The organism is Candidatus Omnitrophota bacterium, assembly GCA_014728045.1.
GTDB lineage: Bacteria > Omnitrophota > Gorgyraeia > Tantalellales > Tantalellaceae > WJMH01.
This window is the reverse complement of the sequence record WJMH01000015.1, coordinates 108928-122733: the sequence shown is the minus strand read 5'-3', so window position 1 is coordinate 122733 and position 13806 is coordinate 108928. Positions and strand designations below refer to the sequence as shown.

Below are 13806 nucleotides of genomic sequence, written 5' to 3'. Positions count from 1 at the left end.
AGGAAAAAGCAGGTTTAACCAATGGGTTTTGAACTCATCTTTCAATTCGACAAACTGGGCTTATTCATGGCGGCGGTAGCCGGTTTCGTGGGCGCCCTTATACTTGTCTACTCGGTGGGCTACATGGCCAGGTACGGGCACAAGATCGAGTTCTACGGTTATATGCTGCTTTTTCTCTCGGCCATGATGGGGCTCATTTTCTCGGCGAACATACTTTTGATGTATGTGTTCTGGGAAATAACGGCTTTCTGCTCCTGGCGCCTTATCGGTTTCTACAGGGGGGAGAAGGACCTCTGGTGCGCCGACAAGGCGTTCCTGGTGACGTTTTTCGGAGCTTCTCTGATGCTGGCGGGGCTTATCATACTTTACATCAATCACGGCACGTTCGATATGGCTCAGCTTAAGGGAACCCAGGTAAGCACGCTGGTCTTCTTCCTTTTCATGGGGGGGATATTGTCCAAATCCGCGCAGCTTCCGCTCTCCAGCTGGCTTCCCGACGCCGGGGTTGCCCCGACGCCGGTCACGGCCCTTCTGCACGCTGCGGTCCTCGTGAAAATAGGTGTCTTCGCGTACTGCCGGCTTTTCTGCGATATCCTGACTGTACCCCAGCAGGCCGCTTTCTGGGCTATGGTCATCGTCATGCTATCGGGTTTCGTGGCGGCCCTTAGCGCACTTATCGACACCAATATCAAAAGGATACTGGCCTATTCGACCATCAGCCAGCTATCCTATATATTCTTGGGTTTCATAGTGAATACGGCCCTTTCGATAGCGGCGGCCCTTCTTTATATTCTTGTCCACTCGGTGGGCAAGGCGGGCCTGTTCCTTTCCGCGGGTGTGGTCGAGCAAAGCACCCACACCAAGGACATCAACAAGCTTGGCGGGTTTCTCGGGATGATGCCGCTACTGGCCCTGGGGTTCGTGCTGAGCGCTTTTTCCATAGCGGGCCTGCCTCCCTTTGGCGGTTTTTTCAGTAAGTTCTATGTGGTCCTGGGCACTGCCGAGGCGGGACACCGAGTGGTCGCCGGTGTAGCCATGCTTACCGCGGTAATAACGCTTTTGTATCTTTTGAGGTTTTTCAAGGGTGTTTTTCTCGGAGAATGCGAAGTACCGGCTGAGAGATCATCCCCGCGGAGCATGATCAGCGTGGTCCTTGTCCTGGGGGTAGTTTCCCTGCTTATAGGGCTTTTTGCCAAATTCCCGCTTGAAGCTGTGAACTCAATAGCCAGGGGCCTAGTAAAATGAACATGAATATATCGATATTTTTCACAGTATTCGCCTGGATCTTCGGAGGACTCATAATTTTCTATTCGCTGTGGTATGCGCGGGATATGAGGCGCCGCCTTGAATACCTGGTATATTCGCTTCTTACGCTCGCGTGCGCGACGGGCGCGTTCATGTCTGACGACATAGTGAAGTTCCTGGTATACTGGGGGGCTCTTCTGGTGCTTCTATTCGGGATGCTGGGGCTGGATTCTTTCAAGACAGCCGGTAAGGCAATGGCTATGCTCGGTATAGGGGATTTCTCTCTTATGCTGGGGATGATCTTTCTTATAGCTTTTACGGGCAAGACCTCTTTAAGCGAGATAAGCGCGGTGCCGACCCTTTCCGGGATAGGTATGCTTTCGTTCATACTCATTGCAGCAGGTGCTGTTGCTAAGGCAGGGGTTTTCGGATTCCATAACTGGATAGTCGAGGCATCCGAGACCGGATCACCGGTCACCATGGCGTTCCTTCCGGGGTGCCTGGATAAGTTTTTGGGGATATACCTGTTCGTCAGGGCGTGCCACCATCTTTTCAAGCTGAGCCCGATACTTATGGTCGTCTTCATGGCCATAGGCGCTTTTACCATACTCCTGGCCGTTCTGCTCGCGCTTGTGCAGCACGATTTCAAGAAGCTTCTGGCCTATCATGCCGTGAGCCAGGTGGGTTATATGGTCCTGGGCATAGCTTCGGGCACGATCCTGGGTATAGCCGGGGGTATTTTTCACATGTTCAACAATACGATTTACAAGTCCTCGCTCTTTCTTAACGCGGCCAACCTCCAGTACAGGACAGGCACGACGGAACTTTCGCGCCTCGGAGGTCTTGCCCGCCTCATGCCGGTCACTTTTTTCGGGACCGTGATATCATCTCTGGCCATAGCGGGGGTGCCGCCCCTTAACGGTTTCGTTTCAAAGTGGCTCATTTACCAGGGGCTCATCCCCCAGAGCGTCAGCACCGTAGGGGTTTTCAGGATAATATTCCTTATAATGGCTATGTTCGGATCGGCCCTTACCCTGGCAAGTTTCATAAAGGTGATATACAGCGCGTTCCTGAGCGAGAAAACAGAAGAGATGCCCTCTGAGGTTAAGGAAGTTCCTGTATGGATGAACCTGCCGGTAATTATTTTCAGCGTCTTGTGCGTTGTTTTCGGTATATTCGCAGGTCCTCTCGTAGTCAGGCCCTTTCTTGAGCCTTCTCTGGCGACCGAAGTGGTCTCCCAGGGTGTATGGCAGCCGTCCCTGGCTACGGGGCTGATACTTCTGGGTATCGCTTCGGGGGTTGTCATATATTTCCTCGGTAAGCTTCCCGTTCAGGAGAAGGACATATTCATAGGAGGGGAGGTTCTGGAAGGTAACCGCGTTCAGGGGACTGAGTTCTACCTGGATATACGGAACGTGAACCCCCTCACGGGCTTCTACGCCTATACCGATAGAGGCGGGTTCGATTTCCACCGCGGCATACTCCGCATTTCCAGGGCAGTTGCGTATGTTTTTTATTACGGGGTGGACCGCCTGATAAATTTCCTGACCGACGGGGCCGGGAAACTGGTCTTTTTGGTCAGCTCCCTGTTCAAGGGCACCCATTCCGGTCTTCTTGACAGGTATGTCGCGTGGATACTTTTTGGATTTATAGTAATACTGGGAGTGTTGTTCAGATGCTTGAGTTATATGTAGTGATGGCCTTTATGCTCATAGCCTCCGCCATAGCGGTTTCGCTGAGGGGACTGCTATCCAGCGTTATCTCGGTAGGTGCCGTTGGCCTGGGGCTTTGCGTGATGTTCCTGCTGCTTAAGGCCCCGGATCTTGCGATAACCCAGCTTGTGGTCGAGATCCTCATGCTGGTCATTCTCATAAGGGCCACGATAGGAAGGGGAGTGTCCCGCATTTTCCACAGGTCGAGCGTCTGGATCTTCGCGGTGTTCTTCGTATTTGCCGCGGGTTTCCTCGCGGCCGCGTGGGTATCTCTCAAGGATATGCCGGCTTTCGGTGAGCCGCTTATGAGGGTGTCGGATTATTTTATCAGGAACGCTCTGGAAAGAACGGGTGCGGCGAACATAGTCACGAGTGTGGTGCTGGACTTCAGGGCTTACGATACTCTGGGGGAGGCTACCATACTGTTCACCTCCGTGATCGGTGTTCTGGCACTTATGAGGAGCAAAGGAAGGAAGAAGACAGATGAAAGGGATGAGCCTGATAGTTAAGCGTATCACCCGTTACACTGTCGGGATGATACTTTTGTTCGGGATATATATCGTCCTCCACGGGCATATCACCCCGGGAGGGGGATTCGCCGGGGGAGTGATAATAGCGCTGAGCTTTATCCATTTCGTGCTCGCTTTCGGAGGCGAGTCGGCGGAGGAGAACATGCCCAGGAAGTTCCTTTCGATCGGTGAATCCCTGGGCGCGATATTCTTCCTGAGCATAGGTCTTCTGGGCCTTGCCGGGGGTTATTTTTTCATGAACCTCCTTGGAACGGGCGAGCCCTTCAAGCTTTTAAGCGCAGGAACGATACCGCTCAGCAATATAGCTATCGGGCTGAAAGTGGGAACCGGGCTTTTCGCGATATTCATGGCTCTTTCGGTCTTTAAACTTGCCAGAAAAGAAGGAAAAGAATGATATTGTTCGTATTGGATCTAGTATTGATGCTGATGGGGCTTTACGTCCTCATCACCAACAGGAACCTCATCAAGAAGGTGATCGGGTTCGCTATAATGGAACACGGGCTGAACCTTCTGCTTATCATGATAGGCTACAGAAAGGGCGGCGAAGCTCCGGTCGTATCGCCGGGCATGTCCGTCAGTGCGATACCTTTCGTTGACCCGCTGCCCCAGGCTGTGGTCCTTACCTCCATAGTCATCGGGTTGGGTATAACGGCTCTGATGGTAGGCATGTGCATAAGGATATACCAGAGATATGGAACTTTCGATATCGCCGAGATCAGGAGGCTGAGAGGATGAATTATATCGTACTTTTCGCAGCTTTACCTTTTCTATCGGCTTTCCTCATACCCATACTGAGGAAGGTCCTCAAGGATAAACCGCTTGATATACTTCCCGTGGGGGTCACTCTCGCTCTTTCGGGCATGAGCGCCTACATGGCTTTCTTCCGTCCGGAGATGCCGCTTGTATATCAGCTCGGCGGATGGAAGATCCCCTTTGGGATATCTTGGTTGCTTGATCCGCTGAGCCTTTTCATGCTTGTGGTGGTGAACGTTATAACTTTTTTTGTTACCGTCTACTCGGTCAACTACATGGAGCAATATACGGCGAAGTGGAAATATTACACGCTTCTTATGCTCATGCTTGGCGGCCTGAACAGTGTTGTGCTGGCGGCCGATATCTTCGATATGTATGTTTTCATAGAGATAGCCGCCGTTGCAAGCTATGCGCTGGTGGCTTTCGGTACGAAGACCGAGGAAGTGGAGGCGTCTTTCAAGTACATGGTTTTGGGAAGCATAGCTTCGGCGTTCATACTTCTGGGGATAACCTTTCTATACGCCAAGACATCAACGCTGAACATGTTCGATATGGCCAGCGCGCTTTCGGCACAGGGAGCCAGTGGGAATTATCTTCTTTTCGTGTCGGCGCTTTTCATAACGGGGTTGGGGCTCAAGGCCGCGCTTGTTCCTTTTCACGCGTGGCTACCGGACGCGCATCCGGCGGCGCCCGCTCCTATTTCGGCTATGCTTTCAGGGCTGGTCATCAAGACAATAGGTGTTTATGCGCTGGTCAGGATATTTTTCAATGTTTTTCAGATAACCCCGGTCACCAGTGAGCTCCTGCTCGCTCTCGGGGGGCTCTCGATGTTCGTCGGTGTCATCCTGGCGATCGGCCAGTGGGATTTCAAGAGGCTTTTGGCGTATCACTCCATCAGCCAGATAGGGTACGTGGTCTGCGGTATAGCAGTTGGCACGCCCCTGGGAATAGCGGGGGGTCTTTTTCACCTTATGAACCACTCTGTGTTCAAGGGGCTACTTTTTCTTAATGCCGGGTCCGTGGAATACGCAACCGGTACCAGGGACCTTAAGCAGCTCAGCGGCCTGCAGGAGAAGATGCCCCATACTTCGTGGACATCTCTTGTCGCTTCACTTTCAATTGCCGGGGTTCCGCCTTTTTGCGGTTTCTGGAGCAAGCTCCTTGTTATCTTCGCGCTTTTCCAGGCGGGAAGACCCTTTTACGGAAGTCTTGGCATACTGGTCGGACTGATAACCCTGGGTTCGTTCCTGAAGATACAGAAATACGTCTTTTACAGAAAGATCAAGGAAGCCTTAAACGAAGTGAGGGAAGTCCCTGCGCTCATGTGCGCGTCGATGGCGGCTCTTGCGGTCTTTTGTCTGGTGCTGGGCATCTGGTTCAAACCCGTTCTGGATGACATGTTGATGCCGGCCGCCGAGGTGCTCGCGGCAGGGAAAGGGTATTTTTTGGCTTTAACCGGAAAATGATATGGCACACGTTAAATCAAGGATCATAACTTTTTTTGTGACTTTCGCGATATGGATCGTGCTTGTGTGGGAAATGGACCTCGTGTCCGTGGCCATCGGTATAATAGCAAGCGTGATCGTTTCGGCGAGCGTTGGCTGGCTTTTCGTGGATTACCCCGCTAAATGGACGCAGCCCGTGCGCTACTGGTATTTTCTCAGGTATATAGGAACTTTCCTGAAGGAATGTGTTCTTGCGAACGTAGATGTGGCCTGGCGAATCGTCCAGCCGGAGATGCCCATAAACCCGGGTATAGTGAAGGTCAAGACCAAGCTTCGCACCGAAGCGGGGCTGACCTTCCTGGCCAATTCGATAACTCTCACACCCGGGACCCTTTCAGTGGACATAGATCCGGACGAGGGAATAATCTACGTGCACTGGATCAACGTCAGGGACGAGGACCTCGTTAAAGCGTCGAACATAATCGTCAAGCGATTTGAAAAAGAACTGGAAAAAGTATTCGAATGAGCATTTTTAGATGGATAACAGGTACGATCGCGTTAATAGCCGGTGTTCTGATATTGGTATTCTCTGATATGCCGCTACTGACCAAATATCTGATGCCGTTTTTGGTGGCGGGATTCCTGGCTCTGTTCAGACTTATCAAGGGGCCGACCGCGGCGGACAGGGCGGTAGCCTCGGATGTTCTGGGCATCCTTATAGTCGGCATATGCGCGATATTCGCTATTTTCACCGGGAAGGACTGGTACATGGATATAGGTATAGCGTGGGCGCTTCAGAGCTTCATAGGAATACTGGCACTGGCAAAATATCTGGAAGGTCGTGATTTTGATGCTTGAGACAGTCGCTTATTTTTTCATAATAGTCGGGATAGGGTTCGATATACTGGCATGCATAGGGCTTGTCCGCCTGCCGGACGTCTACAACCGGCTTCAGGCCTCCACAAAGTGCGTCACGCTCGGCACCTGCGGTATAATGTTCGGGATATTCCTTTTGCGGGGCTTCACCCCCGCCGGTGTCAAGGCGCTTCTGGCGATATTCTTTCTTCTTTTGACCGCGCCCACGGCGGCACACGCTCTGGCCAGGGCGGCGTATATAAGCGGGATCAAGCTGTGGGATAAAAGCTCGGTCGATTATTATCAAAAAGCCAAGGAGTTCAAGGAATGAGGTTACCGAAGCTCAGGGAGCTTATAGAAGCTATAAAGGCAGTGATAAAGGGGCCGTATACCTCGAAGTTCCCCGCGCGGCCGCACCAGCCGCACGAGAATTTCCGGGGCCAACCCAAATATAACGACGAAAAATGCGTTGGCTGCCTGGCATGTGTCCATGTATGCCCGGTAGAGGCGCTGGGCTACAAAGATAAAACCGATACCGATAAACCCGAGAGGGAACTGATACATTACACGGATACGTGCATTTTCTGCGGCCAGTGCGAGGCGGCTTGTATCGCCAACAACGAAGGCATCAAGCTGTCCAACGACTGGGAGCTATCATTCTTCGACAGGAAGAATGAATCGCAGGAATCGATAAAGAAGCAACTCCAGCTTTGTGAATGTTGCGGGGACGTGATAACCTGCAAGGACCACCTTAAATGGATCGCCGAGAAAATAGGGGAGCTTACCTTCTCCAATCCCACCCTTTACATTTCACGCCTCAGGAGTCTTGGTATAGTAGATGAGAATATAGTTTCGGCGATGAAGGATTACGGCAGGTCTGACAGGGTCAAGATACTATGTGCCCGCTGCAGGAGAGAATCGACTTTCACGACCAGGGACGAGCAGCAGAAAAAGGAAAAATAGCGGCCACACCGGCCGGGTCTCATACCATAACAAGGAGTGAACGCATCCATGGGAACACGACTCCTTCCGAACATATTAAAAGGAAAGATCGTATTTATCGGCGTTGGTAACGTGCTGCGCGGTGATGACGGTTTCGGTCCTCGGATGATAGAGCGGCTGATTCAGGAAACCCCGCATGTCTGTTTTGATGCCGCCACCGCTCCCGAGAACTATGCGGGAAGGATAATCAAGGAAAAACCCGATACCGTGGTTATTCTGGATGCGGCTCATCTTGGCCTTGATCCGGGGAGCTGGCAGGTTCTCACCGCTGATGAGATCGCCTCCTCAGGGCTTACAACGCACGACCTTTCGCCCGATATGTTCATAGGTTTTTTAACAAGCCAGTGCGCGGCCCGGATATACATGCTTGCGGTTCAGCCGGAGACCGTTTCCTTCGGCGAGGAGATGAGCCGAGCGGTCTGGAACGTTATTGAACAACTCGTTAATATCATAAAGGAGGAGACATGCACGAGACGCACATAATTAAACCCATAATAGAGGGGATGACCAAGCACGCGCAGGAAGAAGGAGCGAGCAAGGTCACCAACGTCAAGCTTAAGGTGGGAGAGCTTACCTGCACGAGGGAAGACTCTTTCAGGGAGACTTTCAACGTGCTCGCAAAGGGTACCGTGGTAGAAGGCGCCGAGCTTGAAATAACCATGTTCCCGGGAACGATAGTGCAGCTGCTTTCGTTCGATATAGAGTAGATAAGATGAAAAGGAAAAAAGTGCTGGCGCTGGGGGCGGACCTCAAGAACAGGGCGCTTCTGGCCGACGGATGCGATTTTTATTATACCGGTGATGCCGGTGACCTGAGTGACGCGGCTAATTACGCCTCTTTCAGGAAGGGGGTTTTGCGTCTTTTAAAGAAGGCGGACTCGCTCCCAGAGGTCATCGCCTACGATCTTCATCCGGGTTTTTATTCCGCCAGGTTCGCCAGGGAGTACATCGAAGAGCACCCGCGAGTTAAAGAATGCCCGGTCCAGCATCACCATGCCCATATAGCAAGCGTCATGCAGGAACACGGCTTGAACGGCCCGGTTATCGGCGTCTCCTTCGACGGGACCGGTTACGGCAGCGACGGCGCCAGCTGGGGAGGCGAGTTCCTGGTCGTTGATAGGAAAAGTTTCAGAAGGGCTGCCCATCTTGAATATATAAAGATGCCCGGCGGGGACAAAGTGATAGCCGAGCCATGGAGGATGGCGCTGAGCATTACGGGCACTGAAGCGGCACCTCTTCTGGGAGAGGTGCCCGAAGAGGATATAAAGATAGTCCTGGATATGATAGAAAGAGGTTTTAACACGCCCCTCACCTCCAGCGCGGGCCGGCTTTTTGACGCCGCTGCCGCTTTGACGGGCCTTTGCCAGTACGCCCGGCATCCCGCGGAAGGTCCGATAAAGCTTGAAGCTCTCTGCCGGCGGGGAGAAAAGGGCAGATACCCTTATTCCGTGCGTGGATCTGACGGGCTTCTTGTGGCCGATACCAGAGAAGCCTTTCGCCAGATGACCTCTGAGCTTACCTCCGGTGAAAGTAAAAGCGCCTGTGCCACCAGGTTCCATAATACGATGATAGATGTAGTTGCCAGTGTGGCCGGCAAGCTGGCTGAAACCATCGGTTTGAACGAAGTGGTTTTAAGCGGGGGCGTCTTTCAGAACGAGTATCTGCGCGAAGGCGCTGTAAGGGAACTTTCCCGCAAGTGTTTTAAGGTATATACGAACAACAATATGCCCGTAAGTGACCTTAACATAGCATTGGGGCAGTATTATGTGTCTTGCAACTCCTGCTAAAATAGTAAAGATCGATAAAGATTCTGCGGTCGTTGATTTCGGCGGCGCGGAGAGGATTATCTCCCTCGGCGTGCTTTCCGGGGTAAAGGTAGGCGACCACGTGCTTGTGCATGCCGGTTACGCCATAGGAAAGATCTCCAAAAGCGAGGTCACAGAATCAATGAAGGCCCTGGAGGAACTCAGAATCGTCATGAGCCGGCAACGGGGAGAAAACCGGTAAGATGAAACGTAACGTGATAAAACTTATGGAAGTATGCGGAACGCATACCATGGCTATCGCCAGGTCCGGGATCAGAAAGGTAATACCCGGCGGGATAGAACTTATCTCCGGACCGGGTTGTCCTGTTTGCGTGACCAGCCAGAAGGATATCGACAGGGCGATCATGATAGCCCGGGAGAAGGACGTTGTCATGACGACTTTCGGTGACATGATGCGCGTGCCGGGGAGCCGTACGAGCCTGGAAGGGGTTAAAGGGCTTGGCGCGGACGTCAAGGTCGTGTATTCACCCCTGGATGCGGTGAGTATGGCTAAAGACGCCCCCGATAAGAACGTTGTGTTCATGGGAGTGGGGTTCGAGACAACTTCACCCCTTGTGGCATCGGCTGTCATAGAGGCCAAAAAGCGAGATATACGCAATTTCTCCGTTCTTTCCAACTTCAAACTTGTTTTTCCGGCACTTGAAGCCATAGCCGGTTCCGAGAAGATAGCGGTCGACGGTTTTATCTGTCCCGGACACGTGAGCGTTATTACCGGCAGCGCACCCTACGAGGATATAGCTCGCAGGTTCGGTAAACCCTGCGTGATAACCGGTTTTGGTCAGGCCGATATAATCAAGGGTATAACGCGTCTTGTCGATCAGATAAACAGGGGAGATAACAGGGTCGAGATAGAGTACAAAAGGGCGGTCACCAATAAAGGCAACACAAGAGCTAAAAGCGTTCTGGATGAGGTGTTCAGCCCATCTGACGCTGAGTGGCGCGGCCTGGGCAAGATCACAAAAAGCGGACTTAAGTTCCGGGATGACTATTCTTTCTTTGATGCCAAAAACAGGTTCCCGGTAAAGGTGCCTGAGCCAAGAGTTCCCAAAGGCTGTATATGCGCCGAAGTGCTTCAGGGGATAAGCCGGCCCGGGGACTGCCGTCTTTTCGGCAAGGCGTGTACGCCTTCTTCGCCGGTGGGTCCGTGCATGGTCTCCTCCGAGGGTTCCTGCGCCGCGCAGTACAGATATGGAGAATAAGAAGATGGTAAAGGATAAGACAGTAACGCTCCAGCACGGTAACGGCGGGAAGAAGATGCACGAGGTCATAGAGGTCTTCCGCTCGAAATTAACCAACCCGACGCTCGACGAGATGGCCGATGCCGCCCAGCTTGAGGTCACCTCCGGCAAGATCGCGTTCAGTACGGATTCATTCGTGATAAAACCCGTTTTCTTCCCGGGAGGGGATATAGGGGAGCTTGCCGTTTACGGCACGGTCAACGATATTTCTATGAAGGGCGCCAAACCTCTTTTTATCTCGCTTGCTTTGATCATAGAGGAGGGTTTCAGCTTAAGTTCCTTGGAAAAAATAGCTTCTTCGGTAAAGAAGGCCGCCCGTGCTTCCGGGGTCAAGGTCGTTACCGGCGATATAAAGGTAGTTGAAAAAGGAGCGGCCGACGGCATCTTCATCAATACCTCCGGGATAGGAGTTGTCGAAAAGGGCGGTTATTTCACGGGGGCGAAAGCCCGTGCGGGGGACACGGTCGTGATTAACGGCCCCATCGCCGAGCACGGCATCGCAATTGTCAATGCCAGGGAAGATCTGGGGTTTACCGGTGATATCAAGAGCGATTGCCGCAATCTTAACCATTCTGTTGAGAAATGCTTGAAAGCCTCCAGGAATATAAGCGTGTTACGCGACCCCACAAGAGGCGGTCTTGCCACTACACTTAACGAGATAGCGGATAACTCAAATCTGGGTATAGACATAAACGAAACAGATGTTCCCGTCAGACAAAACGTGCGTAAACTCTGTGATGTTCTTGGTTTTGACCCTCTGTATGTGGCCAATGAAGGAAAGTTCGTTTGTTTCGTGCGGGAAAAGGACTCCGAGAAGGTGCGTAAGGCAATGGGACCTGGTTCGCGTATCATCGGCAGGGTCACAAAAGCCCACAAAAAGAAAGTGCATCTTATAACACAGCTGGGGTCCACGCGTATATTGCCCATGCTGGAAGTCAGTCAACTTCCGCGCATATGCTAATAGAATAACGGGCTCACGCCCGGTGAAGCCCCATCTCTTGAACGATTTCTCTTTTGAAATATATTCTTGACATGCCTCCTCAAAGCGTTACAATTATTAAAATCGTAACACCGTTAATCCTGTAAAAAAATGAAAGGATTTAGCCATGAGATCCATTGACAAAGCAGTTCTTTCGGTATTCTTGATCGTTCTTTTTATGACCAGGCCCGTTGGCGCGGCTCAGGCGCCTTCCAATCTTGAGCTCATGAACCAGCTTAGAGAGCTCCGGCAGATAGTCACAGAACAGGGCGAGCGGATAACGGAGCTTGAGAGGTCACTTTCCCAGCACAAAGAGGAGCTTTCCGGATATAAGTGCGTGATAGAAGAACACGAAGAACTCATAAATAAAGAAAGGTTAAGAGGCATATCCGCTGAGATGAGAAAACGCCTCGAGGGCCTTAAGACCGTTGGCCCCATCGAAGTGGGGGCTTCGGCGACTTTCATGGGGCAGGGCACACCCAGCGCCAATTCTTCCGGCGGGGATAAACAGGATGACCGCTTCGACGCGTCCTGGACAGCCGAAATAGAACTTGCCAAGTCCTTCGGAGAGTGGGGATACGCTTATATCCTGATGGAACCGGGGCAGGGCTCGGGTCTGAACGAGGATCTTTCACTGTTCAGCCCGGTCAATTTTGACGCGGCGGCCACCGGATCCAGCCCCAACGTCACCGAGGTATGGTACGAGCAGTATCTTTGCGATAACTGCCTCGCGGTGACTTTCGGTAAACTGTATTTTCCCAACTATCTTGATACCAATGAATACGCCAATGACGAGAACAGGCAGTTCTTCTCAGGTATGTTCCGTAATGCCGATACGATAGACTTTCCCGGGGCGGACCAGTGCTTGGGCGCTCGCGCGTCCTTTGCGCCGCGCTTTGCGGATTACCTCACTCTTGAAGCGATGTGGGGGGAGACCGACAGCGACTATGAACAGGTCTTTGACCACCCGTTCATCGCAACACAGCTCAACCTGGCCCCCGCGAAGTTCTTCGGATATGATGCGCAAGAGTGGGGAGGTAATTACAGGATGTATTTCTGGTATAATGGCGAGGATCACACCAAGATAAAAGCGCCTGAGGAGACGAAACTGAACAACTACGGTCTGGGTATAAGCTGTGACCAGAAGATCACAGATATGGCCGGAATTTTCGCCAGGTTCAGCTGGCAGGATCCGGTGGTCAGCGATATTGAGTACCACTGGTCTTTGGGCGGCCAGCTCAAGGGAGGTCTCTGGAACAGAAACAATGACGTTTTCGCAGTAGGTGTCGGCCAGGCGATACCGGGCGCCCAATACGGTAAACGAGGTAATCCCAACGGTACAGAAACCCATATCGAGACCTACTATTCTGTTCATCTTAACGAACACGTTGCAGTCAGTCCGGATATACAGTGTATCTGGAGCCCCAACGGTGTGAAGAACTCCGAGCAGGGTGAGCGCGGTCCCATCTTCGTTTACGGGATAAGGACTTTCATTGATTTTTAAAACCGGAGGGTTGGAATGAACAAGGAAATCATGGTACTTTGCGCTACGGCCGCATCGATAGGCTTTATTCATACCATCTTAGGCCCCGATCATTACCTGCCTTTCATCGTCATGAGCCGTGCCAGAAAATGGTCACTTGCGAAGACCTCGCTGATCACGGTCATATGCGGGATAGGGCATGTTCTGAGTTCGGTGGTGATAGGTCTGGTCGGTATATTTTTCGGCGTTGCCATAATGAAGCTGGAAGCGCTTGAGGCCTTCCGGGGCAATCTTGCCGCGTGGGCTTTCATAGGGTTCGGCCTCATGTATTTCGTGTGGGGTATCCACAGGGCCCTGCGGAGTAGATCCCACGCCCATGTGCATGCTCATCCGCACGAAGCTGAAGATATCAAGCAGGGCAAAAGGAATATCACCCCGTGGGTGCTTTTCACGATATTCGTTCTCGGACCCTGCGAACCGCTTATTCCCATACTGATGTATCCGGCGGCAAAGAGCAGTCTTTTCGGTATCTTCCTGGTAACGACTGTTTTCGGTACCGTGACCGTTATGACAATGCTCTCGGTCGTGCTTGTTTCCGCATGGGGGATCAGTTTCGCGCCTCTGGGACGCCTGGAGAAATATTCCCACGCGCTCGCGGGCGCCACTATCTGCCTTTCGGGACTCGCGATACAGCTTTTGGGGCTTTAGGGGCTGGTAGGATTCTCTATTATTCTTATCT

General features: G+C 52.2%; 18 protein-coding genes. All 18 read left to right on the top strand.

Translation table 11 applies throughout. The features are described from left to right. The first annotated feature begins 21 nt into the window (after positions 1 to 21). The 18 genes from GF409_05715 (at position 22) to GF409_05630 (ending at position 13775) form a co-directional block, all read left to right on the top strand. Positions 22 to 1245 carry an NADH-quinone oxidoreductase subunit L gene (locus tag GF409_05715; protein ID MBD3426709.1) on the top strand — a complete coding sequence of 408 codons (1224 nt, stop codon included), beginning with the start codon at positions 22 to 24 and terminating at the stop codon, positions 1243 to 1245. Next, the gene (locus GF409_05710; GenBank protein MBD3426708.1) at positions 1242 to 2939 is read left to right on the top strand and encodes a hypothetical protein; all 1698 of its coding nucleotides are present in this window, start codon (positions 1242 to 1244) and stop codon (positions 2937 to 2939) included. Before GF409_05715 ends, GF409_05710 begins: the two co-directional genes overlap by 4 nt. Beyond that, on the top strand, positions 2921 to 3466 hold the full coding sequence (locus GF409_05705; protein ID MBD3426707.1) for a DUF4040 domain-containing protein: 546 nt from the start codon (positions 2921 to 2923) through the stop codon (positions 3464 to 3466). The genes GF409_05710 and GF409_05705 overlap by 19 nt, the downstream gene beginning before the upstream one ends. Next, positions 3441 to 3881, top strand: a complete 441-nt coding sequence (locus GF409_05700) for a hypothetical protein (protein MBD3426706.1) — start codon at positions 3441 to 3443, stop codon at positions 3879 to 3881. Before GF409_05705 ends, GF409_05700 begins: the two co-directional genes overlap by 26 nt. Continuing rightward, the gene (locus tag GF409_05695) at positions 3878 to 4222 is read left to right on the top strand and encodes a cation:proton antiporter (GenBank protein MBD3426705.1); all 345 of its coding nucleotides are present in this window, start codon (positions 3878 to 3880) and stop codon (positions 4220 to 4222) included. The genes GF409_05700 and GF409_05695 overlap by 4 nt, the downstream gene beginning before the upstream one ends. After that, positions 4219 to 5706, top strand: coding sequence for an NADH/ubiquinone/plastoquinone (complex I) (locus tag GF409_05690; GenBank protein ID MBD3426704.1), 1488 nt, complete (start codon positions 4219 to 4221; stop codon positions 5704 to 5706). Before GF409_05695 ends, GF409_05690 begins: the two co-directional genes overlap by 4 nt. Position 5707: 1 nt before the next feature. Continuing rightward, positions 5708 to 6211 carry a cation:proton antiporter gene (locus GF409_05685; GenBank protein MBD3426703.1) on the top strand — a complete coding sequence of 168 codons (504 nt, stop codon included), beginning with the start codon at positions 5708 to 5710 and terminating at the stop codon, positions 6209 to 6211. Beyond that, positions 6208 to 6543 carry a multiple resistance and pH regulation protein F gene (locus tag GF409_05680; GenBank protein ID MBD3426702.1) on the top strand — a complete coding sequence of 112 codons (336 nt, stop codon included), beginning with the start codon at positions 6208 to 6210 and terminating at the stop codon, positions 6541 to 6543. The genes GF409_05685 and GF409_05680 overlap by 4 nt, the downstream gene beginning before the upstream one ends. Then, complete coding sequence (locus tag GF409_05675; protein MBD3426701.1) at positions 6536 to 6871, top strand: Na+/H+ antiporter subunit G; 336 nt, start codon at positions 6536 to 6538, stop codon at positions 6869 to 6871. Before GF409_05680 ends, GF409_05675 begins: the two co-directional genes overlap by 8 nt. After that, positions 6868 to 7503 (top strand): 4Fe-4S dicluster domain-containing protein, encoded by a 636-nt coding sequence (locus tag GF409_05670; protein MBD3426700.1) that lies wholly within the window; start codon positions 6868 to 6870, stop codon positions 7501 to 7503. Before GF409_05675 ends, GF409_05670 begins: the two co-directional genes overlap by 4 nt. 48 nt (positions 7504 to 7551) lie before the next feature. Next, a complete protein-coding gene (locus tag GF409_05665) occupies positions 7552 to 8025 on the top strand; it encodes a hydrogenase maturation protease (GenBank protein ID MBD3426699.1) in 474 nt (157 codons plus the stop codon). Then, positions 8007 to 8249 carry a hypothetical protein gene (locus GF409_05660; protein ID MBD3426698.1) on the top strand — a complete coding sequence of 81 codons (243 nt, stop codon included), beginning with the start codon at positions 8007 to 8009 and terminating at the stop codon, positions 8247 to 8249. Before GF409_05665 ends, GF409_05660 begins: the two co-directional genes overlap by 19 nt. A 5-nt stretch (positions 8250 to 8254) precedes the next feature. Then, positions 8255 to 9328, top strand: coding sequence for a hypothetical protein (locus tag GF409_05655; protein MBD3426697.1), 1074 nt, complete (start codon positions 8255 to 8257; stop codon positions 9326 to 9328). Next, on the top strand, positions 9306 to 9548 hold the full coding sequence (gene hypC, locus GF409_05650; GenBank protein MBD3426696.1) for a HypC/HybG/HupF family hydrogenase formation chaperone: 243 nt from the start codon (positions 9306 to 9308) through the stop codon (positions 9546 to 9548). The genes GF409_05655 and hypC overlap by 23 nt, the downstream gene beginning before the upstream one ends. A gap of 1 nt (position 9549) precedes the next feature. Continuing rightward, positions 9550 to 10566 carry a hydrogenase formation protein HypD gene (gene hypD, locus GF409_05645; protein MBD3426695.1) on the top strand — a complete coding sequence of 339 codons (1017 nt, stop codon included), beginning with the start codon at positions 9550 to 9552 and terminating at the stop codon, positions 10564 to 10566. 4 nt (positions 10567 to 10570) lie between these two features. Beyond that, positions 10571 to 11566 (top strand): hydrogenase expression/formation protein HypE, encoded by a 996-nt coding sequence (gene hypE, locus GF409_05640; GenBank protein ID MBD3426694.1) that lies wholly within the window; start codon positions 10571 to 10573, stop codon positions 11564 to 11566. Positions 11567 to 11711: 145 nt separating this feature from the next. After that, entirely contained in the window at positions 11712 to 13088 is a 1377-nt protein-coding gene (locus tag GF409_05635; GenBank protein MBD3426693.1) for a hypothetical protein, read from the top strand. Between the two features lie 15 nt (positions 13089 to 13103). Then, on the top strand, positions 13104 to 13775 hold the full coding sequence (locus tag GF409_05630; GenBank protein MBD3426692.1) for a hypothetical protein: 672 nt from the start codon (positions 13104 to 13106) through the stop codon (positions 13773 to 13775). Positions 13776 to 13806: the final 31 nt, after the last annotated feature.

What these genes read in the sequence shown, in the direction of transcription:
- GF409_05695 (MBD3426705.1), top strand. Translation starts at nt 3,878, where the DNA reads ATGATATTGTTCGTATTGGATCTAGTATTGATGCTGATGGGGCTTTAC.
- GF409_05670 (MBD3426700.1), top strand. Translation starts at nt 6,868, where the DNA reads ATGAGGTTACCGAAGCTCAGGGAGCTTATAGAAGCTATAAAGGCAGTG.
- GF409_05630 (MBD3426692.1), top strand. Translation starts at nt 13,104, where the DNA reads ATGAACAAGGAAATCATGGTACTTTGCGCTACGGCCGCATCGATAGGC.
- GF409_05635 (MBD3426693.1), top strand. Translation starts at nt 11,712, where the DNA reads ATGAGATCCATTGACAAAGCAGTTCTTTCGGTATTCTTGATCGTTCTT.
- GF409_05675 (MBD3426701.1), top strand. Translation starts at nt 6,536, where the DNA reads ATGCTTGAGACAGTCGCTTATTTTTTCATAATAGTCGGGATAGGGTTC.
- GF409_05660 (MBD3426698.1), top strand. Translation starts at nt 8,007, where the DNA reads ATGCACGAGACGCACATAATTAAACCCATAATAGAGGGGATGACCAAG.
- hypD (MBD3426695.1), top strand. Translation starts at nt 9,550, where the DNA reads ATGAAACGTAACGTGATAAAACTTATGGAAGTATGCGGAACGCATACC.
- GF409_05710 (MBD3426708.1), top strand. Translation starts at nt 1,242, where the DNA reads ATGAACATGAATATATCGATATTTTTCACAGTATTCGCCTGGATCTTC.
- GF409_05685 (MBD3426703.1), top strand. Translation starts at nt 5,708, where the DNA reads ATGGCACACGTTAAATCAAGGATCATAACTTTTTTTGTGACTTTCGCG.
- GF409_05665 (MBD3426699.1), top strand. Translation starts at nt 7,552, where the DNA reads ATGGGAACACGACTCCTTCCGAACATATTAAAAGGAAAGATCGTATTT.
- hypC (MBD3426696.1), top strand. Translation starts at nt 9,306, where the DNA reads ATGTGTCTTGCAACTCCTGCTAAAATAGTAAAGATCGATAAAGATTCT.
- GF409_05700 (MBD3426706.1), top strand. Translation starts at nt 3,441, where the DNA reads ATGAAAGGGATGAGCCTGATAGTTAAGCGTATCACCCGTTACACTGTC.
- GF409_05655 (MBD3426697.1), top strand. Translation starts at nt 8,255, where the DNA reads ATGAAAAGGAAAAAAGTGCTGGCGCTGGGGGCGGACCTCAAGAACAGG.
- GF409_05705 (MBD3426707.1), top strand. Translation starts at nt 2,921, where the DNA reads ATGCTTGAGTTATATGTAGTGATGGCCTTTATGCTCATAGCCTCCGCC.
- GF409_05680 (MBD3426702.1), top strand. Translation starts at nt 6,208, where the DNA reads ATGAGCATTTTTAGATGGATAACAGGTACGATCGCGTTAATAGCCGGT.
- GF409_05690 (MBD3426704.1), top strand. Translation starts at nt 4,219, where the DNA reads ATGAATTATATCGTACTTTTCGCAGCTTTACCTTTTCTATCGGCTTTC.
- GF409_05715 (MBD3426709.1), top strand. Translation starts at nt 22, where the DNA reads ATGGGTTTTGAACTCATCTTTCAATTCGACAAACTGGGCTTATTCATG.
- hypE (MBD3426694.1), top strand. Translation starts at nt 10,571, where the DNA reads ATGGTAAAGGATAAGACAGTAACGCTCCAGCACGGTAACGGCGGGAAG.